22 protein-coding genes and 1 riboswitch are annotated in these 20,678 nt (G+C 60.7%); of the genes, 17 read left to right on the forward strand and 5 right to left on the reverse strand.

Annotation, left to right across the window (positions count from 1 at the left end):
- Nucleotides 1-228 precede the first annotated feature (228 nt).
- Complete coding sequence (locus tag QZ196_RS05815) at nucleotides 229-1,203, forward strand: glutathione S-transferase family protein (protein ID WP_296424860.1); 975 nt, start codon at nucleotides 229-231, stop codon at nucleotides 1,201-1,203.
- On the opposite strand, the gene QZ196_RS05820 is transcribed toward QZ196_RS05815, so the two are convergent.
- Nucleotides 1,184-1,558 (reverse strand): response regulator, encoded by a 375-nt coding sequence (locus tag QZ196_RS05820; RefSeq protein ID WP_296424815.1) that lies wholly within the window; start codon nucleotides 1,556-1,558, stop codon nucleotides 1,184-1,186. The two genes, QZ196_RS05815 and QZ196_RS05820, sit on opposite strands and share 20 nt — an antisense overlap.
- 222 nt (nucleotides 1,559-1,780) lie before the next feature.
- On the opposite strand from QZ196_RS05820, the gene QZ196_RS05825 reads away from it, so the two are divergent.
- From QZ196_RS05825 to QZ196_RS05850, 6 genes are all read left to right on the forward strand, one after another.
- Nucleotides 1,781-2,155: a DUF1636 domain-containing protein gene (locus QZ196_RS05825; protein ID WP_296424816.1), complete on the forward strand. Its 375-nt coding sequence runs from the start codon at nucleotides 1,781-1,783 to the stop codon at nucleotides 2,153-2,155.
- A complete protein-coding gene (locus QZ196_RS05830; protein ID WP_296424817.1) occupies nucleotides 2,152-3,087 on the forward strand; it encodes a threonine-phosphate decarboxylase in 936 nt (311 codons plus the stop codon). Before QZ196_RS05825 ends, QZ196_RS05830 begins: the two co-directional genes overlap by 4 nt.
- Complete coding sequence (gene cbiB, locus QZ196_RS05835; protein WP_296424818.1) at nucleotides 3,084-3,983, forward strand: adenosylcobinamide-phosphate synthase CbiB; 900 nt, start codon at nucleotides 3,084-3,086, stop codon at nucleotides 3,981-3,983. The genes QZ196_RS05830 and cbiB overlap by 4 nt, the downstream gene beginning before the upstream one ends.
- Before the next feature lie 72 nt (nucleotides 3,984-4,055).
- Complete coding sequence (locus tag QZ196_RS05840; protein ID WP_296424819.1) at nucleotides 4,056-4,424, forward strand: hypothetical protein; 369 nt, start codon at nucleotides 4,056-4,058, stop codon at nucleotides 4,422-4,424.
- On the forward strand, nucleotides 4,421-5,029 hold the full coding sequence (locus tag QZ196_RS05845) for a VTT domain-containing protein (protein WP_296424820.1): 609 nt from the start codon (nucleotides 4,421-4,423) through the stop codon (nucleotides 5,027-5,029). The genes QZ196_RS05840 and QZ196_RS05845 overlap by 4 nt, the downstream gene beginning before the upstream one ends.
- Before the next feature lie 235 nt (nucleotides 5,030-5,264).
- Nucleotides 5,265-6,431, forward strand: a complete 1,167-nt coding sequence (locus tag QZ196_RS05850) for a lytic murein transglycosylase (RefSeq protein WP_296424821.1) — start codon at nucleotides 5,265-5,267, stop codon at nucleotides 6,429-6,431.
- Between the two features lie 78 nt (nucleotides 6,432-6,509).
- On the opposite strand, the gene smc is transcribed toward QZ196_RS05850, so the two are convergent.
- Nucleotides 6,510-9,965: a chromosome segregation protein SMC gene (smc, locus tag QZ196_RS05855; RefSeq protein WP_296424822.1), complete on the reverse strand. Its 3,456-nt coding sequence runs from the start codon at nucleotides 9,963-9,965 to the stop codon at nucleotides 6,510-6,512.
- Between the two features lie 255 nt (nucleotides 9,966-10,220).
- A riboswitch (cobalamin riboswitch) is annotated at nucleotides 10,221-10,438 on the forward strand.
- A gap of 32 nt (nucleotides 10,439-10,470) precedes the next feature.
- On the opposite strand from smc, the gene QZ196_RS05860 reads away from it, so the two are divergent.
- Genes QZ196_RS05860 through QZ196_RS05870 form a run of 3 tightly spaced genes read left to right on the forward strand, consistent with a single transcriptional unit; the run spans nucleotide 10,471 to nucleotide 11,780 of the window.
- The gene (locus QZ196_RS05860) at nucleotides 10,471-10,653 is read left to right on the forward strand and encodes a CbtB domain-containing protein (RefSeq protein ID WP_296424823.1); all 183 of its coding nucleotides are present in this window, start codon (nucleotides 10,471-10,473) and stop codon (nucleotides 10,651-10,653) included.
- Nucleotides 10,654-10,656: 3 nt separating this feature from the next.
- Nucleotides 10,657-11,328 (forward strand): CbtA family protein, encoded by a 672-nt coding sequence (locus QZ196_RS05865; protein ID WP_296424824.1) that lies wholly within the window; start codon nucleotides 10,657-10,659, stop codon nucleotides 11,326-11,328.
- Entirely contained in the window at nucleotides 11,328-11,780 is a 453-nt protein-coding gene (locus tag QZ196_RS05870) for a hypothetical protein (RefSeq protein ID WP_296424825.1), read from the forward strand. Before QZ196_RS05865 ends, QZ196_RS05870 begins: the two co-directional genes overlap by 1 nt.
- A 1-nt stretch (nucleotide 11,781) precedes the next feature.
- Here the strand turns inward: QZ196_RS05870 and QZ196_RS05875 are convergent, their stop codons facing one another.
- Nucleotides 11,782-12,114 carry a DUF1636 family protein gene (locus QZ196_RS05875; protein ID WP_296424826.1) on the reverse strand — a complete coding sequence of 111 codons (333 nt, stop codon included), beginning with the start codon at nucleotides 12,112-12,114 and terminating at the stop codon, nucleotides 11,782-11,784.
- 41 nt (nucleotides 12,115-12,155) lie between these two features.
- Here QZ196_RS05875 and cobW point away from each other — a divergent pair, with 41 nt between their 5' ends.
- Together cobW and QZ196_RS05885 are read left to right on the forward strand one after the other, a co-directional pair.
- Nucleotides 12,156-13,220, forward strand: a complete 1,065-nt coding sequence (gene cobW, locus QZ196_RS05880; protein WP_296424827.1) for a cobalamin biosynthesis protein CobW — start codon at nucleotides 12,156-12,158, stop codon at nucleotides 13,218-13,220.
- Nucleotides 13,217-13,666: a GNAT family N-acetyltransferase gene (locus QZ196_RS05885; RefSeq protein ID WP_296424828.1), complete on the forward strand. Its 450-nt coding sequence runs from the start codon at nucleotides 13,217-13,219 to the stop codon at nucleotides 13,664-13,666. Before cobW ends, QZ196_RS05885 begins: the two co-directional genes overlap by 4 nt.
- A 2-nt stretch (nucleotides 13,667-13,668) precedes the next feature.
- Here the strand turns inward: QZ196_RS05885 and QZ196_RS05890 are convergent, their stop codons facing one another.
- Nucleotides 13,669-13,827 (reverse strand): hypothetical protein, encoded by a 159-nt coding sequence (locus QZ196_RS05890; RefSeq protein WP_296424829.1) that lies wholly within the window; start codon nucleotides 13,825-13,827, stop codon nucleotides 13,669-13,671.
- Nucleotides 13,828-13,874: 47 nt separating this feature from the next.
- Between QZ196_RS05890 and cobN the strand changes: the two genes are divergently transcribed.
- Both cobN and QZ196_RS05900 read left to right on the forward strand, forming a co-directional pair.
- Nucleotides 13,875-17,591, forward strand: coding sequence for a cobaltochelatase subunit CobN (cobN, locus tag QZ196_RS05895; RefSeq protein ID WP_296424830.1), 3,717 nt, complete (start codon nucleotides 13,875-13,877; stop codon nucleotides 17,589-17,591).
- A gap of 178 nt (nucleotides 17,592-17,769) precedes the next feature.
- Complete coding sequence (locus QZ196_RS05900) at nucleotides 17,770-18,306, forward strand: hypothetical protein (RefSeq protein WP_296424831.1); 537 nt, start codon at nucleotides 17,770-17,772, stop codon at nucleotides 18,304-18,306.
- A gap of 1 nt (nucleotide 18,307) precedes the next feature.
- Here QZ196_RS05900 and QZ196_RS05905 read toward each other — a convergent pair whose 3' ends face one another.
- Nucleotides 18,308-18,598: a hypothetical protein gene (locus QZ196_RS05905; RefSeq protein WP_296424832.1), complete on the reverse strand. Its 291-nt coding sequence runs from the start codon at nucleotides 18,596-18,598 to the stop codon at nucleotides 18,308-18,310.
- Between the two features lie 188 nt (nucleotides 18,599-18,786).
- Here QZ196_RS05905 and QZ196_RS05910 point away from each other — a divergent pair, with 188 nt between their 5' ends.
- Genes QZ196_RS05910 through cobO form a run of 3 tightly spaced genes read left to right on the forward strand, consistent with a single transcriptional unit; the run spans nucleotide 18,787 to nucleotide 20,511 of the window.
- Nucleotides 18,787-19,140, forward strand: coding sequence for a CidA/LrgA family protein (locus QZ196_RS05910; protein ID WP_296424833.1), 354 nt, complete (start codon nucleotides 18,787-18,789; stop codon nucleotides 19,138-19,140).
- Complete coding sequence (locus QZ196_RS05915) at nucleotides 19,133-19,858, forward strand: LrgB family protein (RefSeq protein WP_296424834.1); 726 nt, start codon at nucleotides 19,133-19,135, stop codon at nucleotides 19,856-19,858. The genes QZ196_RS05910 and QZ196_RS05915 overlap by 8 nt, the downstream gene beginning before the upstream one ends.
- A 44-nt stretch (nucleotides 19,859-19,902) precedes the next feature.
- Complete coding sequence (cobO, locus tag QZ196_RS05920; RefSeq protein WP_296424835.1) at nucleotides 19,903-20,511, forward strand: cob(I)yrinic acid a,c-diamide adenosyltransferase; 609 nt, start codon at nucleotides 19,903-19,905, stop codon at nucleotides 20,509-20,511.
- Nucleotides 20,512-20,678: the final 167 nt, after the last annotated feature.

A 20,678-nucleotide genomic window follows, 5' to 3' on the forward strand; every position in this document is an offset into this window, starting at 1 on the left:
TGGTCCCCGTCTTGGGTCAACCGTCACACCTCCAACCTTTCTGGCCCATAGGGCTTCGTCTCGCGGTTGGTATATGTGGGCAGGCCCAGCGCTGCAAACGGTTAAACGCCGCACCATGGGCAAATCCCGACATGTGCAAAAATGCAAAGGCACCTGCGCCTTCGCGCGGGTTGGTGAATTTCTGCGGTGGCGCTACACCGCGTTCAAGCAATGAAACAGGAGGCCGCGATGGGTCAGTTGGTTGATGGCGTCTGGCATGACGTCTGGTACGATACGAAACAATCCGGCGGGGCCTTCGTCCGTGCCAATGCCACATTCCGCAACTGGATCACGGCGGACGGGTCTGCCGGGCCATCGGGCACCGGCGGTTTCAAAGCGGAATCAGGGCGTTACCACCTTTATGTGTCCTACGCCTGCCCATGGGCACACCGCACGCTGATCTTCCGCACCATCAAAGGGCTGACCGATCACATCAGCATCTCGGCGGTCCACCCCGACATGCTGACCGAAGGCTGGACGTTTGAAACGGACGACAAGGGCGCAACCGGGGACACCCTGTTCGGACTCCCCTACGCCCGCGACATCTATCTGCGCGCAAAACCTGACATGTCGGGCCGGGTGACGGTGCCGATCCTGTGGGACAAACAGCAAAACACCATCGTCTCCAACGAATCATCCGAAATCATCCGGATGTTCAACAGTGCGTTCGACGATATCACCGGCAACACCGATGATTACTGGCCGCAGGATCTGCGCGCCGCGATAGAACCCGTAAACGACCGGATCTACGACACGGTCAACAACGGTGTCTACAAATCCGGCTTTGCGACAACACAAGATGCCTACGACAGCGCGGTGCATCCGCTGTTCGACAGCCTTGATTGGCTGGAAACCCGTCTTGGCGAAAACCGTTACCTGATGGGCGACAAGATAACCGAGGCCGACTGGCGCCTTTGGACCACATTGGTCCGCTTCGACCCGGTCTACCACCTGCACTTCAAATGTAACCGCAAGCGGATCATGGACTATCCCAACCTGATGGGCTTCACCCGCGAGCTATACCAATGGCCGGGGGTCGCAGCGACGGTGAACATGGATCATATCGTGCGGCACTACCACTACAGCCACGACACCATCAATCCACACCGCATCATTCCGATCAACCCGATCATTGATCTGAACGCTACGCACGGGCGTGGGTAACGCTGCCATAGTGATGAACGATCTCGGCCAAATCCTTGGCCGGGGTCGTGGTTTCAATGAATGCACGTGCATTGGCGCTGTGACGAAAGATCGACCCGTCTGAAAAGAATGTCGTGTCGGTCACAAAGACCACATTAGCGTCCGGCTGACGGAACTGCGCCAAATCCGCAACCGTCAGCGCACTGCCCTCACGCAGCACCAGATCAAGAACGATCACGTCGAATACTGTGGTTTCAATCAGGTTCAGCGCCCGTGCCCCGGTCTGTACAAGAACGACGTTCGCATCCAGACGCTCCAGGTGCCGTTTCCACAGCTCCCCCAGGTTCGCATTGCTCTGGACAATAAGGACGCGCATGCCGTCTCCGATACTTGGCCGAATTAACTAAGGTAAATGAACAACATGAACCCAAGAAGAATATATAACGAATTAACCTTCTACAAACACAACTCTGCCCAATTTACTAACGAAGTATTAACGCAGCCCGTGACCCTGTACCAAAGGACAGTGATTGGTCGCACACCTTGCCAAATCAGCAAGAATCCGCTTGAAATGCGATGAAAATTTACGGGCAACACGATGACAACATGGATTACGACCTGCGACACCTGCAAGCGCGCAGGGTGGGAAGAAGGCGAAATGCGGCAAACCGATGGTGAGTCGCTGGCAGCCCTCATCGAAGCGGCGGCAACCGGCCTGTCCGATATCAGGACCCGCCGGGTATCGTGCCTGATGGGCTGCAAGCGGGCCTGCAACGTCACGATTCAAGGTGCGGACAAACTCAACTACACTTTGGGGGAATTCGAACCGACAGCCGTTTCGGCGGCAGGCATCGTCGCCTATGCCATGGCGCACGCCAGCAGCCCCAGCGGTCAGGTCCCCTACCGCGACTGGCCGCAAGCGATCAAAGGCCACTTTGTGACCCGCCACCCGCCATTGCCCAAAGACGAATGAAGACACCCCGCGATCACGGCGGCGGCCTTGATGCCGCGATTACCCGGTACGGCGGCACCCGCGCCGATTGGCTTGACCTGTCCACCGGGATCAACCCGGTGCCCTACCCCATCCCCACGCTGCCCGCCGATGTCTGGACCGCCCTGCCCGATCAGGCCGCCTTTGACCGGCTTTATGGCCTTGCGCGCAGGTTTTGGAACGTCCCGCCCGACGCGACCATCATCGGGGCCTGCGGCGCATCCGCGCTGATCGCGGCGCTGCCACGGATGGTGCCCACCGGACAGGTCTGCATCCCCGGCCCCACGTATAACGAACACGGTGCCGCCTTTCGCGCCGCAGGCTGGGCGCTTGGCCAAGCCCCCACAGACGCCATCGTCGCGGTCCACCCCAACAACCCCGACGGGCTGCTGTGGACTGCGGATCAACTGACCGCCCCCTTCACGATCATCGACGAAAGCTTTGGCGATGTCGCGCCCGATCAATCACTGATCGCACTGGCCGACCGCCCCGGCACGGTCATCCTCAAGAGCTTCGGCAAATTCTGGGGGCTGGCCGGTTTGCGCCTTGGCTTCGCAATCGGCGATCCCGCAATCATCGCCAGACTGGGCGATATCCTTGGCCCTTGGCAAATTTCAGGCCCCGCCCTGTCCATCGGCGCCGAAGCATTGGCCGACCCGCAATGGGCCCGCGAAACCCGCGCCCGGCTCACGACCGATGCCGCCCGCCTCGACACGCTACTGGCCTCCAAAGGCGCCAAGATCATCGGCGGCACCACCCTGTTCCGGCTGTACAAAGTGCAAGACGCCGCCGCCGCCCAAACCCGACTGGCACAAAACCACGTTTGGTCACGCACCTTTCCCTATGCCCCCGATTGGCTGCGACTGGGCCTGCCCGCGCACGGTCGCTGGGCGCAGTTGGAACAGGCGTTTTGACCCTCCTGCTTGGCATGCTGCTGGATGCCGCATTGGGCGAACCGCGCTGGCTTTGGACCCGCGCACCGCATCCGGCGGTCCTGATGGGGCGCCTGATCGGATGGTGCGACACCCGGTTCAACCAAGGCGAAACCCCACGCCGCAACGGCATCCTGACCCTGATCGCGCTCTGCTGTGGCGCCGGGGCACTGGGCCTGATCATCCAGGCCATGCCCTGCCAGATACTCGATGTCATCGTGCTGGCGGTCCTGCTTGCCCAACGCTCGCTGGTGCAGCACGTCAGCGCCGTGGCCGACGCCTTGCGCCTGTCGCTGGGTGACGGCAAACGCAGCGTCGCCATGATCGTCGGGCGCGACACCCGCACGATGGACACCGCCGCCGTCGCCCGCTCCGCCATCGAAAGCGCGGCTGAAAACCTCTCCGACGGCGTCATCGCCCCGATTTTCTGGTTTGCCGTCGCGGGCCTGCCCGGCCTGCTGATCTACAAGATCACCAATACCGCCGACAGCATGATCGGCTATCGCACGCCAAAGCATGCCCGCTTTGGCTGGGCTGCTGCCCGCTTTGACGACCTGCTAAACCTTATCCCGGCGCGGCTGACCGCGCTTTTGATCTGGGCCGTCACAACCCGGCCCAACCCCATGCTGATCCTCCGCGACGCACCGCTGCACCGTTCGCCCAACGCCGGCTGGCCCGAGGCGGCGATGGCCCACGGGCTCAACATCGCGCTCTGTGGTCCGCGCAGCTATGACGGCACCCTGCGCGATTATCCTTTCGTCAACGACCGGGGCGCACATGCCCTGACCCCCGATCACATCGACGCAGCCGTCACGACCCTGTGGAAAACATGGGGCCTTGCCGCCGCTCTGGCACTGATCATCGCCATTGTGCATTAGGCCCCATCAACTGGATGTTTCATGCGATTTCTGCTTTGATCAACCGCAGACACCCCAACAGGACCCCGCGACATGCCCGCCAACCACAACGGCTTTACCCGCCGCCACCGCACGGCAATCCGACGCCTGCTTATCACCGTGCTGGCGCTGGCGCTGCTCGGCACGACCTTCTTTGCCGTGCGACTGACCACCGCAACCGCCGTCTGGACCGACCCCGCACGTCAGTTCGAACCCATCGCGGGCTGGATGACACCGCGCTACGTCGCCATGTCATGGCAGGTGCCCCCCGAAGTCGTCGGTGCAGCGCTGAGTTTGGAACAAGACGGCATGGGGCGCAAAATCACGCTGGCTGAACTGGCGGACTTGCGCGGTGTGCCGCTGCACAGCCTGACAGGCGACCTCACGACCGCCATCGCCGCCTACCGGGCGCAGCACCCTTGACGGACCTGTTTTTCAGCCTTGTGGCCAACTGGGGCCTATTGATTATCGGCCTCTCGGCCTATTTTTCGTGCCTCGCCATGCCGATCCCCACATTCGCGGTCATGCTGGCAGGTGGCGCCTTTGCCGCTGCGGGCGATCTGGTGCTGTGGCAGGTGATCACCGTTGCCTATACTGCGGCAGTCGCGGGTGACCAAACCGGGTTCCAGCTTGGCCGCTTCGGCGGCCAATGGCTGACCGCACGCCTTGTCGACCGCCCCCAACGGGCCGCCCTGTTCGCACGCGCGGTCAAGGTCGTCGATCGCTGGGGCACCGTGGGCGTGTTCTTCAGCACTTGGGCTGCAGCCCCGCTTGGCCCCTGGGTCAACTTCGCCGCCGGGGCGGCACGCCTCAGCCGCTGGCGCTTTACCCTATGGGACGCACTGGGAGAGGCGATCTGGGTCGCCGCTTATGTGTCACTGGGCTATTTCTTCGGCACCCGCCTCGACGCGCTGACCGAACTTGTCGCTGACTGGGGGGGCCTGATCACAGCGCTTTGCCTCGCCACTGCAGCCTGCATCGGACTGATCCGCCACACCCAAAACAGCCACAAGCCACCCGACCATTAACCATTTCCCGGCGCACGGTGGCTTAAACGTACCAAAGCCGTACACCCGTACATACGCAATCTGCACGGGTTCCGCACGCGATCTTGCAGGTCGCAGCGCCCTTTTTTTCAACGCATTAACGGCGCAACTGCCCCCGACCGCCATCGCGCGCCCGGACCGGACCGCGCGCGGCCTTAACGGGTTGCGCCCGGCCCCCGCGCTGTTACCCTCCCCGCTCCACAATCCGGAGAGACCCATGCGCCTTCTTGCCGTTGCCCTGACCGTTTTTGCCGGCACCGCCAGCGCACAAACCTGCGGCGGCTCCGTCAGCAGCTTCATTGACGGCATAAAGGCCGAGGCCCGCGCAAACCGCATCCCCGCAGCAACCGCCGACCAGTTCTTCCAAGGGGCTGCAATCGACGAAAACGTCATACGCGCCGACCGCGCCCAAGGCGTCTTTCAAAAGGATTTCATCAGCTTTTCCCGCGCGCTCATCAGCCAGAACCGGATCGACAACGGGCGGATATATAGCCAACGCTACGACAGCACGTTCAAGGCCATAAAGGCACGCTTTGGCATCCCGCGCGGCGTCCTTCTGGCCTTTTGGGCGTTCGAAACCGATTACGGTCAGGTTCAGGGCAACTTCAACACCCGCAACGCGCTGCTGACGCTGGCCCATGACTGCCGTCGAGCAGAGCTGTTTCGCCCGCAACTCGTTGCCGCGATTGAGCTTTTTCGCCGCGGCGGCATGGACCCAGCCACCACGACAGGGGCATGGGCGGGTGAAATCGGACAGGTGCAAATGCTGCCCCTCGACATCATCGCACATGGCATGGATGGCGATGGCGACGGTCATGTGACGCTCAAGACCTCCGCCCCCGATGCGCTGATGTCAGGCGCGAATGTGCTGTCCTCGCTTGGCTGGCGCCCCAATGAACCCTGGCTGCAGGAAATCACCGTACCCGCCAATCTGGACTGGTCCCAAACCGGCCTGAACCACAAGGCCCGCGTGCGCGACTGGGCCGCCATCGGCGTGGCCGCCCGCCAAGGTGCGCTTGGCCCATCCGACCTGCCCGCGTCCATCCTGCTACCGATGGGCCGCGACGGCCCGGCGTTCCTCGCCTACCCCAATTTCGACGTCTATTTCAAATGGAACAAAAGCTTCGTCTACGTCACGACCGCCGCCTATTTCGCAAACCGATTACAAGGCGCTGCGGCCTATGATGCAGGCACCCCAAGCACGCCTTTGACCGGCCCGCAAATGCAACAATTGCAACAAAAACTGACTGATCGCGGCCATGACGTGGGTGGCATTGATGGAATCCTCGGCGCCCGGACCCGCCAAGCCGTCCAAGCCGAACAATCGCGCCTCGGCCTGCCCGCAGACGCATGGCCGACGGTTGACCTCATCAACAGGCTCTGATCGCTTGCAGATTGTAATTCTCTTTCAAAACAACTTCTTCCGAGCGCAAATATCCCCGCCGGAGGCACAAAAGCCAGATCAGGCCACCATCGCAGCCGCTTTTTTCAGATCCACCGACACCAGCTGCGACACCCCCTGCTCTCCCATCGTCACCCCAAATAACCGGTCCATCCGGCTCATCGTCACCGCATGGTGCGTGATGATCAGGAACCGCGTTTCGGTCCGCCGTGTCATCTCATCCAGCAGGTCACAAAAGCGCGTGACGTTGGCGTCGTCCAAGGGCGCATCAACCTCGTCCAGCACACAGATCGGTGCCGGGTTCGCCAGAAAAACGGCAAAGATCAACGCCAGGGCCGTCAGCGTCTGCTCGCCCCCCGACAACAAGGACAGCGTGCTGAGTTTCTTGCCCGGCGGCTGACACATGATCTCCAGACCCGCCTCGAGAGGGTCATCGGATTCGACCAAAACCAGCTTTGCCTCACCGCCGCCAAACAGATGCGTAAACAGCAATCCGAAATTGTCGTTCACTTGCTCGAACGCGGTCAACAGCCGCTCGCGGCCTTCTTTGTTCAGGCTTGCAATACCACTGCGCAACGCCGCGATTGCCGCCTCCAGGTCAACCTTCTCAGACACCAGATTGTCATGCTCGACCCGCACGTCCTTGGCGTCTTCTTCGGCCCGCAGGTTCACAGCACCCAGCGCGTCACGCTGGCGCTTCAACGCGTTCACCTGCCCCTCGACCACATCAGACGCGGGCATCTTGTCAACCTCGACATCCAGCGTTTCCAACAACTTATCTGGGGTGACCTCTTGCGCTTCCATGATCCGTTCGGCCGCATAGGCGACGGTTTCGCGTGCTGCATCCGACCGCGCCTCAGACCGCGCACGCGCCTCACGCGCTTCAGAGGCAAGACGCTCCGCGTCACGCTCCAGATGTCCGGCATCGCGCAATGTCGTATCCGCCGCCGCCAGCTTGTCCGCAGCCGCCATACGGCGCGTTTCAGCCTCGTCGATCGCATCTGCCAACTCGGAACGCTTGGCCGCTATCTCCTCGGGCGCGGCGGTCGCTTCGACCAGTTCCACCTCCGAACTCGCCTTGCGATCAGCCAATTCCGCCGTGCGTTTATTGGCTGTTTCCAAACGGTGTTTCCAGCCGCTCACCTCTTGCGTAATCTGCTGCGACCGCTTCAGCCGCGCTTCACCCTCGCGGCGCACTTCGTCATGGGCCGACCTGCGGGACATCATGGTGATCCGCGCCGCCTCGACTGTCATCTTGACGTCGTCAACCGCCGCCCGCGCCGTTTCCAAATCGCCCAAATCGTGCGCTGCCGCTTCGGCCTCGGACAGTGCCCCGCGGGCATTCATCGCCTCTTCTTCGTGCCGCTTCAGCGCAAGGCCCAGACTTTCCTGTCGGCCTTCAGACAGGTTGCGATCCGCCTCGGCCCGGCTGGCCGCCCTGTTCGCCTCTCCGACCATCCGGTCCGCATCACGACGCGCGTGCCGCGCAGCCTGATCCGCCTCAGTCTGCGCTTGCAAACGTGCTGTCAGCACGTCATGAGTCGCCGCCGCCCCTTCTGCCGTGGCCGATGCGGCATCAAGATCGCGCTTCAGCTCCGTCAACCGGTTCAACTGCTGCAGCCGCAATGCCGCCGCCGAAGGCGCATCCTCAGCGCCTGCGCGGAACCCGTCCCAACGCCACAAATCACCTGCGACCGACACCAGCCGCTGCCCCGGTTTCAGGTCCGCCTGCAGGCGCGCGCCATCCACCGCATCGACAACGCCGACCTGACTGGTCCGGCGTGTCAAGACGTCGGGCACAGTGACATAATCGGTTAGCGCCTTGACGCCATCGGGCAAAGCCTGCGGCGCGGCATATCCCGGCAACAGCGCCCAGCCTGATTTTCCGCTCGCTTCAACCACCGGCGCACGCAGATCATCAGCCAAAGCCGCCCCCAGCGCCTTTTCGAATCCGCCCTGCACGCGCAACAGGTCAAGAACCTGGCCACCATCACCCGCATCGCGCGCAACAAGCTTGGTCAATGCCGCAACCTCGGCACGCAATGCATTCGCCTCGCCCTCAGCCGCAGAGCGCAGCGCGCGCGCATCACTCTCGTGGCTTTGCGTCTCGGCCCGTGCAGCCTCGGCAGCCGACAGCGCGGCATCCGCAGCCTCGGCTGCCGCAACAGCCGTCTTTTCCGCCGCCCCGGCAGATGCAAAATCCGCCTCTGCTTTGGCAAGGGCCGCAGCTGCGGCCTGCATCGCAACCTTGGCGCGCGCCGCTTCACTTTCGCTCTTGGCCAAGGTGGTGCGATTATCGTCCAACAGCCGTTGCGCTGATTGGTGACGAGCCGCCAGCCGCGCCACATCTTCGGTCAGTTGTGACAAAGCAGATTCGCGTTCCTGCAACACACCACCCGCCTCGCGGGCTGCAACCTGCGCCGCCTCTAATCGCTGATCATGCCCCTCACCTGCCTTGGCAATCTCGCGGGCTTCCCAATCCAGCCGCTCGATCGTCTCGCCAGCGTCTTTGTTCAGCCCGGTTTCACGCTCCATATCGCGGGTCAACTGGTCAATGCGCGCCCGCAGCGTCGCAATTGTCGCCAATGCACGGGCTTCTTGATCTTTCAATGTATCGCGCTGAACCTGCAGACGCTGCAAAACAGCCGCTGCAATCGCCTCTTCTTCGCGCAGCGACGGCAGCGCATCCTCTGCCACAGTCCGCGCCTTGGCCGCTTCACGCGCCGCCTTTTCAGCCTGTGCAGCCGCCGTTGTCCGCTCGCGCAGCTGTGCAGAGGCAGCCGACATTGCCTCATCCGCCTCTTTCCAGCGCCGGAACAACAACAAACCTTCTGCACGGCGCAAATTCTCACCGATCTCGCGATAGCGCGCCGCCTGTTTGGCCTGACGGGCAAGCTGGGCCAGCTGCGCAGCCAACTGCTCGATCACATCATCAACGCGGGTCAAGTTACTCTCGGCCCCCTTCAGCTTCAACTCAGCCTCATGGCGCCGCTGATAAAGACCCGAAATCCCCGCCGCTTCTTCCAGAATACGACGGCGGGATTTTGGCTTGGCATTGATCAGCTCGGAAATCATTCCCTGCCGCACCAATGCAGGCGAATGGGCGCCGGTTGATGCATCGGCAAACAGCATCTGAACATCGCGGGCGCGGACATCCTTGACCCCTACCTTATAGGCCGACCCGGCATCACGGGTGATCCTGCGAATAATTTCCAGCTGATCGTTATCGTTAAATGCTGCGGGCGCCAAACGCTCGCCATTGTCGATAATCAGGGACACTTCCGCAAAGTTCCGGGCCGGGCGTGTGGACGCACCGGCAAAGATCACATCCTCCATCCCGCCACCGCGCATCGCTGTCGGACGGTTTTCGCCCATGACCCAACGCAAAGCCTCAAGCAAATTGGACTTGCCACAGCCGTTTGGCCCGACAACGCCAGTCAAACCATCCGCAATGATCAGATCGGTCGGGTCCACAAAGCTTTTAAAGCCATTCAGTCGCAATTTGCTAAAGCGCAAGGGATTTGGCCTTCTTGATTCCTAAAGGTCCAAAACCATCGCCCCACACAAGGCAATGAGTCAACGGCCATCCCCCCGCATGTGCCATGTTCCGCTTGCTTATCCACAAGATATTGCGACTTTTCGGCTTCTTATGTCCCAAAATACTCCCGCCGGAGGCATCAAATTTCTGGAAATTTGATCGCCCGTGCCAAATCATGGTGCCCCAAACCAACCTGATGAACTGTTTCCACCTTGACGCAGCACCCCGCAAAGGCGCACAACAAACTGCATGGTTCCCCAACGATGCCAAGCATCAGGGGATCAAATAGGAATGTGGACAGACCGATCCGAACAGGAGGTCAAATGCCACAGCCGCCCCCGCGACTGTATGCGGAGAGTGCCTTGTTAAGACGCCACTGGGTATACCTGGGAAGGCAGCAAGGTGCATCGACCCGCGAGCCAGGAGACCAGCCATGCAAAGACACACCAACCCCGTCGGGTGTGACGGGATAAGGAGCAAAAGATGAAGACCCAGACCAAGGCGATTTACGCCGCACAAACAAAGATCAATACAAACATTCTGTCGTTGATCGCCGTCGCGTTCATCGGGATCGGCATTATTGCCGTCGCAGGGCACGTTCAGGCAGCCACGCTGCATGACGCGGCCCATGATATGCGCCATGCAACCGGCTTTCCCTGCCACTAAGATATGTTCAGCAAAGTTTTGACCAGCGCGTTGATCGCTGGCTTTGGTGCGGGGCTGATTGCCGCAACGCTCCAACTTGCCTTTTTGCAACCTATCTTGCTGTTTGCCGAACTCTATGAGGCAGGGGTTTTGCAGCATTTCGCCACCACGCCTGCTGCGGTGGTGCCTCCGGGGTATGTTTTTGACCTGTACCGCGACGTCCTGACCGTCGTATTTACAGCGCTGATTTACGTCGGTTATGCTTTGGTTCTTTTGCCGGCCATGGCTTTCGCGCAATCGCGCGGCGCAGCGATCACGCCGCGCACCGGCCTGATCTGGGGTATCGGTGGTTTTGCGGCGGTCCAGCTCGCGCCAGCCTTCGGTCTGCCGCCAGAGCTGCCCGGCATTGCGGGCGCCGATGTCGATCTGCGCCAGATCTGGTGGGGTGCAACGGTCATCGCAACGGCAATGGGCCTGTGGCTGATCGCGTTTGGGCAAAACTGGGCCCTTTGGGGGACGGCAATCATTCTGATCGCGGCGCCACAGATTATTGGCGCACCACAACCAGACGCATTCACCGGCCCAGCCCCACCCGAGCTGGGCGCGGAATTTGCCTCACGCGCCCTCGGTGTCGGCTTTGCGGCATGGGCCAGCTTGGGGCTGTTCACCGCAACGATCTGGGGTGCTGACGACTAATGCGCAATTTACTAGTTTTGATCATTGGCCTGTTCTTTGGGGCCGGCATGGGCTTTGTTATCGCGGGCGGCACCGGCACCCCTGCGCATGATCATGATCATGCTGGCCATAGCGATACGGCACATGACCATACCGCACTCGCACAATGGGCAGGCCCGCCACCGACGTTGGACATCGCACTGACCCAAGATTTAGGCCACGCGCTGAACCTGCAAATCATTACCGACGGTTTCAGCTTTGCACCTGAACAGGTGAACGGCCCGCTGACACAAGGCACAGGCCACGCACATGTCTATATCGACGGGGTCAAATATGCACGGGCCTACGGTCCCTGGATGCATCTGGCGATGGTCCCTGCGGGCGCGACAGTCCGCGTCACCCTCAATGCAAATAATCACAGCGTATGGGCAATAGACGGCACGCCACTGGCCGTCCAGGCAACCGCACCATGACCTACAGCGCGGGCACCCTTGACTTGAGACAAAACCGCAACCGGCCAGCCGGACGCGCATCGTCGATCCAGCCGTCAGGTGCCGCGTCATATAACCGCGTGAAGACGGCCAAATCCGCTGCATCAGCGCTGGTAACGCCCGCAAAGACATATGTCGCCTTACCCTGCGCCTGCACCGCCACGGCAACAGGCTCTGCACAGACCGACAGACAGGCATGCATCTGCAATTCCCATCCGTCTTCGGTCAGGCCCCGCATGGCGTCAGCCAGCGCGGCCCCCTGCGCGTACGCGCCAGAGACCGCACATGTTTCACATATGGTCAGCCGTTTTATCATCGCGGCCCCCATACCCCAGCGCCCAATGATTGGAAACTAGAATGACCACCAAAATTCCCGCCACCGTCGTTACCGGCTTTCTGGGTGCTGGCAAAACCACCCTCATCCGCCACATGTTGCAAAACGCCAAAGGCATGCGGATCGCCCTGATCATCAACGAATTCGGCGACCTCGGCGTCGACGGGGACCTCCTCAAAGGCTGCGGCGATGAGGTCTGTTCAGAAGATGACATCGTGGAACTGTCAAATGGCTGCATCTGCTGCACCGTCGCCGACGATTTTATCCCGACGATGAAAGCGCTGCTGGCGCGTGAAAACAAACCTGACCACATCGTTATCGAAACCTCTGGTCTGGCCCTGCCGCAGCCGTTGGTGCGGGCATTCAACTGGCCCGGGATTTCGACGAAAGTCACCGTCGATGGCGTCATCACGGTGATCGACGGGCGTGCCGTCCATGATGGCCAGTTTGCCCATAACGTCGCCGCTGTCGATGCGCAGCGGGCACAGGATGAAAACCTTGACCATGAAACGCCGCTGTCCGAGCTTTTTGAAGATCAGATCGCCTGCGCCGACATGATCGTGGTCAATAAAACCGACCTGCTCAGCCCGGAAGAGGCCGAAACGCTGACCGTTCGCCTGAAATCCCAGTCGCGCGATGGCGTGCAGGTCGTCAAGGCATCTATGGGCGCGTTGCCCGTCGATGTCCTGCTGGGTCAGGGCATTGGGGCCGAAGCAGACCTCGCCGCGCGGCATGAAGTCCATCACCACCACCACGATGATGATGATGATGACGGTCACCACGATCACGCGCATGAACATGGCCACGACGAATTCGAAAGCTTTATCGTCACCCGTGAAGAAGTGACCGACGCGGCGGCATTCGCCACGCAGGTTGCCGATGTGATCCGCGCCAACAATATCCTGCGGCTCAAAGGGTTTGTTGCCGTCACGGGCAAGCCCATGCGCCTGGCCCTACAGGCCGTGGGGCCGCGCGTGGACACCTATTTCGACCGGCCGTTTGGTGCCGCCCCACGCGAAACCCGGCTGGTGGTCATCGGCGAAGCCGGGCTTGATCAGGCCGCAATCACGATGGCCCTACAGGCATGATCATCGTCGAACGGACCGACCCGCATCACCCGGGAGTCGTGGCTTTGCTCAAACAAAGCCACGCCCTGATGCAGGCGCTGTTCCCACCTGAAGACAACTATTATCTGGAAATAAACGATCTTGTCGCACCCGAAATCCATTTCTTCGCCGCCCGCGAAGGGGATCAAATTCTCGGCACGGGTGCGCTCAAGACCTGCGGCGACTACGGCGAGATCAAGTCCATGTTCGTGGCAGAGGATGCGCGCGGCAATGGTGTTGCCGATGCGATTCTACGCCAGATCGAAGATCAGGCCCGCAAGGAACGCCTGTCCGCAATCAAGCTTGAAACCGGCAACACATTGTACGCGGCTCACAAGCTTTATGTGCGCCACGGTTTCACCGAATGCGGTATCTTCGGCGACTATGCCCCGGCCAAAAGCTCAATTTTCATGGAAAAAACGCTGTGAGACTACTTCTTAGCCTCAGCCGCTTTTTTCATGCGCGCCAACAATTCTTCTTTGCTCGGGCGTTGACCAAACGGCTTTTTCTGCGACCCATGGGCATTATGTTCCTCATGCTTTGGTCCTTTTTTAGCCATTTTCGGTGCTCCTGCAGCTTTGTAATCCATGGTGTTAACCTCTCATTTGCGCACCCTTTAGCACGAGGATTTGGCTGATGCACCTACTCGCAGCGACCCCCGGCGCAATCTCTGACGGGACCGAACCCGTTGATCTGGGCCAAACCCCCGCCGACGTCATTATCATCTCTGCCGCCGACACCGAACTTGCGGCGCTGTCAGATGCGCGATCCGAAATGCCCGACCCGCCTACACTGCGGTTGGCCAACATGATGCACCTGCAACACCCGATGTCCGTCGATCTGCACCTCGATGATTGCGCTACGAAATCCCGCCTTGTGATCGCGCGCATCCTTGGCGGCGCAGGCTACTGGAAATACGGGCTGACCCAATACGCCGCCCGGTTGTACGCGGCGGGCATTCCCTTCGCAGCCCTGCCGGGCGACGACAAACCAGACGCCGAATTACGCGGACTGTCCACCGTCAGCCCCGCAGACTACGACGCGCTGTGGTCCTACTGCGTCGAAGGCGGCCCCAAAAACAGCACAAACCTGCTAGACTACGCCAAAGCGATGCTGGACGGCAGCGAAAAACCCCCGGCGGCCAGCCCGCTATTACGCTGCGGCGTCTACTGGCCCGGCGCGGGCATCGCCGACCTGACGGCGGCGCAAGCGACGTGGACAGACGGCGCCCCGATCATCCCGATCATCTTTTACCGCGCATTGGTGCAGGGCGGCGGCCTGAACCCGATCAACCGCCTGACACGCAGCCTGGCGCGCGCCGGGTTAAACCCGCTGCCGATCTTCGTCGCATCTCTCAAAGATCCGGTCAGCATGGCCACCCTTGGCACGCTGTTTGATGTCGCGCCGCCGGACGTGATCCTCAACTGCACCGCCTTCGCAGTCGGATCACCACATGACGGTGACGACAGCCCGCAAAACCCGCTGCTGTCAAATAACGCGCCCATATTCCAGGTGGTCCTCTCCGGCGCCACCGAAGCATCGTGGGACCAAGGCATGCACGGCCTCACGGCCCGCGACATCGCCATGAACGTCGCCCTACCAGAGGTGGACGGGCGCATCCTGTCGCGCGCAGTCAGCTTCAAAGGCGAAGCCTTCTTCGACGCGGCCACCCAGTGCCCCATTGCGACCTACCAGGCCGTCGGCTCCCGGATCGACTATGTCACCCAGCTTGCCAAACGCTGGGCACGGCTGCGCCAGACGCCGACCCGCGCCAAGAAGATAGCTGTGATCCTCGCCAACTATCCCAACAAAGACGGGCGGTTGGCCAATGGCGTTGGCCTCGACACGCCCGCTGCCACTGCCCATGTCCTCAACCTGCTGAAATCCGAAGGTTACGCGATCACCCCGCCCGCTGACAGCGCGGCATTGATGCAGCAAATCATGGAAGGCCCCACCAATTGGCTGACCGACCGCGCCAATCGCAGCGGCGGCGAACACCTGCCGGTTGCTATCTACAAAACCTACTACGACGCCCTGCCGTGGGACGTCAAAGAACAGATCACTGCCCGCTGGGGCACTCCCGAACAAGACCCCTTCTTCGGAGCGGAAATATCCCCCCCGGAGGGTCGGCCCGCCACAACAGGCTTTGCGCTGTCCATCCACCGCTTCGGCAATGCCGTTGTCGGCCTGCAGCCGGCACGCGGCTACAACATCGACCCGACGGATAGCTACCATTCACCCGATCTGGTTCCACCGCATAACTATCTGGCGTTCTACTTTTGGCTGCGGCATCACTGGGGCGCGGATGCGATCATACACATGGGCAAACATGGCAATCTCGAATGGCTGCCAGGCAAAGCCGTGGCGCTGTCGGAAACCTGCTGGCCCGAGGTTGCGCTGGGTCCGACCCCGCATATCTACCCGTTTATCGTCAATGACCCGGGCGAAGGCACACAGGCCAAACGGCGGGCCAGTGCAGTTATTATCGACCATCTGACTCCGCCCCTCACCCGCGCCGAAAACTACGGCCCTCTGCGCGACCTCGAAGCGCTCGTCGATGAATACTACGAAGCTGCGGGCATTGATCCCCGCCGCATCGCCCACCTGCGCCGCGAGATCCTGTCACTCTCCGAGGTCACAGGCCTGTCAAGAGACGCTGGGTTCACCGGTGACAACGATACCGACCTTGGAAAGCTGGACGCCTACCTGTGTGAGTTGAAAGAGGCGCAAATTCGCGACGGCCTGCACATCTTTGGACAATCACCAACAGGTCAACAGGAACGCGACCTCGCGCTTGCCCTCGCCCGCGTGCCACGCGGCAATGGCAAGGGTGCCAATGCATCGTTGCTGCGGGCCTTGGCCACTGATTTGAACCTCGGCATTGACCCCCTCGACTGCGACATGGCAGCTCTGGCAGCGCAAAAGCCCGAACGGCTGGCGAATGACGCGACATGGCGCACCAATGGCGACACAATAGAGCGGCTGGAAAACCTGAGCCAAAACCTCTTGCGGGACGGCGGGATGGGCGATGGCGCAAGCCAAGCGGCTCCCGGCCCCGCCTCACAAGCTGTCCTGCAAGAGATTGAGACCCAGATCAGACCGACCATCGCGCGCTGCGGCGCGAACGAGGAGGCGGGCCTCCTCAGCGCCCTTGCCGGGCACTTCGTCAGCCCGGGCCCGTCCGGTGCGCCCACGCGCGGGCGGCTTGATGTCTTGCCGACCGGCCGCAACTTTTTCAGCGTCGACAGCCGGGCCGTCCCCACACCCACCGCCTGGGCTCTGGGATGGAAATCTGCCAATCTGCTGATTGAAAAATACCTGCAAGACCATGGCGATTGGCCACGTACACTGCTGATCACGGCATGGGGCACCGCAAATATGCGCACCGGCGGTGATGACATCGCACAAGCTCTGGCGCTGATGGGCGTTAAACCCAAATGGGACAGCGCCAACCGACGGGTCACAGGATTCGATGTCTTGCCGCAAACTGTCCTTGGTCGACCACGCGTCGACGTGACCCTGCGCATCTCGGGTTTTTTCCGTGATGCATTCCCACAACTCATCGCGCTGGTCGATAGTGCGGCCCGCGCCGTACAAGCACTTGACGAACCTGACGATCTGAACCCGGCTGCCGCCCGAACCAGACAAGGCGGCGACCAAACCCGCGTCTTCGGATCAAAGCCCGGAGCCTATGGTGCCGGCCTGCAAGCACTGATCGACGAACGCATCTGGACTGACAAATCCGACTTTGCCGAAGCCTATTTGGAATGGGGCAGTTATGCCTATGGATCAGGCGCCGCGGGCCGCAAAGATCGTGCCGCCTTTGAGGCCCGTCTGGCCCAAACCGAAGCCATCGTGCAGAACCAGGACAACCGCGAACACGACATTCTTGACAGTGACGACTACTACCAATTCCACGGCGGGGCCGCCGCAGCCATCAGCGCGCTTCAAGGCAAGGACCGGCCGATATATCACAACGACCATTCACGCCCCGAACGCCCCATCATCCGCACGCTGGAAGATGAAATCGGGCGCGTTGTGCGGTCGCGCGTCGTGAACCCAAAATGGATCGACGGTGTTAAACGGCACGGCTACAAGGGTGCTTTCGAAATTGCAGCAACTGTGGATTATCTGTTCGCGTTCGCCGCAACGACAGGGGCGGTGCAGAACCATCACTTTGATTTGGTCGAAGAGGCGTTCATCAAAGACGACGCCACACGCCGTTTCATCGCGGACGCGAACGCGCCAGCCCTGACCGAAATCGCCCAGCGCCTGCAAGAAGCCATCGACCGAAACCTGTGGCAACCCAAATCCAACTCTGCCCGCGCCCGTATTGCAGGACTTCTGGCGTAGGGTGGATCGAGATCCACCTTACGGTCACCATCCGAAGCGCCTGTTTGTCTGGCCAAACCAGCGGTCGTGAACGCAAAAAGCACACTCCTGCAGATTACGTAGACAATCAGGTAATCAGGTCGCTTTAATACAGCGTTCCCATTAAGCTTATAGCCTCACAGAACGAGTGGAAATATATATGAACAATCTGTTTAAGATCGCATTGACCGGGCTGCTTTTGACAGCATGTACCACTGTCGATATCTCGCAACCTCCCATCGCTGTAACACCCACCAACCGGGCGACCGCCATTGGGCTTGATGTCTACGGACGCGACCGGGCACGCGGTGCAACTGTCCCACGCTTTCGCGGTCAGGAACTTTTCGAAGTCAGAACCTTTGGCAACCGCAACGGCGATGGCTACGGCGAGATGACCGGCGCATCCTGCAATCTTGACTCCGGCCTCTACCAGGCAACTTTCACGACGCCGGCAAACATCCTTGTTCCCGACTATGGCCCGGATTCCCCGGCCATCTTCATTCAATGCGCCATTGATGGAAAAACCTCGTCGGCGACTGTCAACGCAGTGAACCTGACAAGCCAGCAACGGTCGCAATCTGCAGCAGGTGCCGGTCTGCTTGGCGCGCTCATCATTGGAGCCGTCAACGAATCCAAGCGCAACAACGAAACCGACGATTTCGGCTATAATCCGATCCGTATCAATATCGACCGCTAGGTCAGCACCGCAGGTCAGCGGTCACAAAGATCGGGTCGCCCATCAGGCTGCCATCTACGATCTGACATCCGCTGGCCAGCTCAATCGCCACCCGTGCGCGTGGCGCCACCGCTGCCAGGTTCGGCGCAAATTCACTGTTGACCCGCAAAGCATGGGCGCGCCCGTCCTTTACCCGCACATCAAACACGCTCTGTTCGACCTCGACACGAACAGGATCAATCCCCGCAAATCCAAGCGGCGGCGTATTGCAGCCCCCCAGAAAAATGGCTGCCACTAGCATTGTTCGGCGCATGCTTTATCCTTTTCAGACCTCATGCCACCGTCCCGAATCTAGGTTAACAACCTCTTAAAATTCGCACGCATTTTGCAGAAATATGGCAATGGCCCGGCTGATAAATCGGTATCCGGTGCCTCTGATGATGCTGGTCACCGCCGCGCGCCGCCCCTAGCATGATCAAACAGCGGGAAAGGCCGAAGCCAATGATACTGCACCTCACGACCCTCTTGGTTTTCCAATTGATCGGCGAAATTACATCGCGCGTGCTGGGTCTGCCCCTGCCCGGCCCCGTCATCGCAATGGCGCTACTTTTCGCGACGCTGGTCATCAGCCCCAGATTGGCGGCTGCGATTACGCCGACAACCAAAGTCCTTTTGTCCCATCTATCCCTTCTATTTGTGCCCGCCGGGGTCGGCGTTGTCGGCCATCTGGATCGGTTTGGCAGCGACGGGTTCGCATTGGCCACGGCGATCGTCGGATCGACCGCACTGGCCATCACCGCAGGCGCGCTGACCTTTGTCGGCATTGCACGGTTGGTGGGGACATCCAATGACTGAGTTCACTGAAATCTGGACGTACCTCGCCCGTGATCCACTGTTGTGGCTGACCCTGACGCTTGCGGCCTACGGGGTCGGAGATATCGCGTTCAAGGCGACGGGGCGGCGACCACTGGTCAACCCCGTGCTTATCGCGGTTGCGCTGCTGGCCGTCTTGCTGCGGCTGACAGATACGACTTATGCCACCTATTTCGAAGGCGCGCAGTTCGTCCATTTCATGCTTGGCCCGGCAACCGTCGCACTGGCAGTGCCGCTGCACGCAAACCTGCGCAACATCCGCGCCTCTGCTTTGCCAATGCTATGCGCGTTGGTGGTCGGATCATTGACCGCCATGATAAGCGGCGTGTTTATCGCGGGCAGCTTGGGGGTCAGCCCCGACATCTTGCTGTCGTTGCTGCCCAAATCCGCAACGGCCCCCGTCGCGCTTGGTGTGTCCGACGCCATCGGCGGTTCGCCCTCGCTGACCGCTGTTTTGGTGATCACAACCGGGATCACGGGCGCCATCATCTGCACGCCCCTGCTGAACCTGCTGCAGATCAAGGACTGGCGCGCGCGCGGTTTTACTGTCGGCGTCGCCAGCCACGGGATTGGCACAGCCCGGGCGTTTCAGGTCAATGAAACGGCTGGCGCATTTTCGGGCATCGGCATGGGGTTGAACGCACTGCTGACCGCGCTGCTCGCTCCGATCATTGCACCGTGGCTGATCGGGCTTTACTAAGCACCGCAAACACCGCACCCTGCGCCCGCAACCAGGAGCCAGCCATGACCGAAGACACCGACCGCCATGCGATGAAGATGGCCAAGAAAAAAGCCGCCCGCGATAAAATCATGGCGACCAAGACCGATCAAAAAGGTCTGGTGATCGTCCACACCGGCAAGGGCAAGGGCAAATCATCAGCCGCGTTCGGCATGATTTTCCGCTGCATCGCGCACGATATGAAATGCGCCGTGGTCCAGTTCATCAAGGGGGGCATGTCCACCGGCGAACGCGACCTGATCCTGGCCAAGTTTACCGACATCTGCGCCTTCCACACGATGGGCGAAGGCTTCACTTGGGAAACCCAAGACAAATCCCGCGACACCGAAATGGCCCAGGCCGCATGGGCCAAGGCCAAAGAACTGATCCTCGACGAAACCAACCACATGGTCCTGCTCGACGAAATCAATATCGCGATCCGCTACGATTACGTAGACGCAGCCGAGGTCGTGGCCTTCCTGCGCGACCACAAACCACCCATGACCCATGTGGTGCTGACGGGCCGGAACGCCCACGAAGACCTGATCGAAATCGCCGATCTTGTGACAGAAATGGAACTGGTCAAGCATCCGTTCCGGTCGGGTATCAAGGCGCAGATTGGGGTGGAATTTTAGGAGGAAATCACGAGCACGTTACTTATAAATAAGGAGGACATTGATGAATATGTTCAAGATGCAATCAATGCCGCAAACCATCATGCACGCCATGTTTCAAAGACAGTAAAAGTAATCGCCGAAGAAGTGATGGCACGACAAGACTTTAGGGAGGTTGAGCGTCGCGC

It is taken from the genome of Yoonia sp. (assembly GCF_017854565.1).
In the GTDB taxonomy this organism is placed as follows: Bacteria; Pseudomonadota; Alphaproteobacteria; order Rhodobacterales; family Rhodobacteraceae; genus Yoonia.